Here is a 1,295-nt window from a genome sequence, read left to right on the forward strand (position 1 = left end):
AGGTTGATCGGCGCAATGCTGTTGAGGGTCGCTGCGCCGCCGACGGTCAGGTTGCCCAGCCCCAGCGCCGAGTTGCTGCCGACGGTCACGGTGCCGGCGTTCAGCGTGGTGCCGCCGAGGAAGTTGTTGGAACCGTTGAGGATCAGATTCGCCGCGCCGTTTTTCACCAGGCTGCCGGCGCCGTTGACGTTGCCCGCCAGGGTCAGGTCGGCGCTGCCGCCGACATTCAACGCACCGGCGAGGTTGACCGCATTGGTCAGGCTGACCGCCGTGTTGCTGTCCAGTGTGGTATTGCCCGCCGCGTTCAACGCGCCCGAGCCCAAGGCACCGCTGGCACCGACGATCAGTTTGCCGCTGTTCAGCGCCGTGTTGCCGAGGTAGGTATTGGCGTGGTTGAGCGTCAAGTCAGCCGCGCCACTTTTGATCAGCCCGCCAATCCCGGCGACGGTGCCGTTGAGGGTCAGCGCGTTGCTGCCGGCAACGGTCAGGTTGCCGCCGAGGTTGACCGCGTTGGCCAACGTCGCAGCGGTGCTGGCATCGAGCGTGGTGCCGGCGGAGACGTTCAACGAGCCGCTGCCCAGCGCCGTGTTGGAACCGACAATCAGCGACCCGGCATTCAGCGCGGTAGTGCCGGTGTAGGTATTGGCGCCGGTCAGCGTCAGGCTCGAAGCGCCGGTCTTGATCAGGCCATTGCCGCCGCCAATCACCCCGCCGAGGGTCAGCGCGTTGGCGCCGCCAGTGGTCAGGTTGGCATTGAGGTTGATTGCGTTGTTCAGGGTCAGCGCCGAACTGCCGGTCAAGGTGCTCGCGCCGTCGACGTTCAGCGCGCCGGTGCTCAATGCAGCGGCGTTGCCGACGGTGATACTGCCGGCATTCAGCGTGGTGCCGCCCTGGAAAGTGTTGACGCCATTCAGCGCCAGATTCGCCGCGCCGTTCTTGATCAAGTTACCGCTGCCGCTGAGCACGCCGCCGAGGCTCAAGGCATTGCTGCCGCCGACGCTCAGAGCGGCGTTGGCGATGATGTTGTTGGCGATGGCCACGCCGGTATTGGCGTCGAGTGTCGAAGAGGCGGCCACGGTCAGTGCGCCGCTGCCCAAGGCATTGGCGTTGCCGACGGTCAGGCTGCCGGCATTGAGCGTGGTGCCGCCGAGGAAAGTGTTGGCGCCGTTGAGTGTCAAGTTGGCCGCGCCGTTTTTGCTCAGCCCGCCGCTGCCGCCTACCACCCCGCCGAGGGTCAGATTAGAGGTGCCGCCGACGGTCAGGTTGCCGGCGGTGTTGACCGCGTTAGTCAGCGC

Annotated in this window: 1 protein-coding gene; it reads right to left on the reverse strand. The window is 66.3% G+C overall.

Features of this window, described 5'->3' with window-relative positions:
* The coding region (locus BI292_RS11280) for an autotransporter-associated beta strand repeat-containing protein (protein WP_178076570.1) at positions 1-1,295 on the reverse strand (1,295 nt) is incomplete at both ends.

Origin of the sequence: Pseudomonas sp. 43NM1, assembly GCF_002836905.1 — a bacterium.
Classification (GTDB): Bacteria; Pseudomonadota; Gammaproteobacteria; order Pseudomonadales; family Pseudomonadaceae; genus Aquipseudomonas; species Aquipseudomonas prosekii.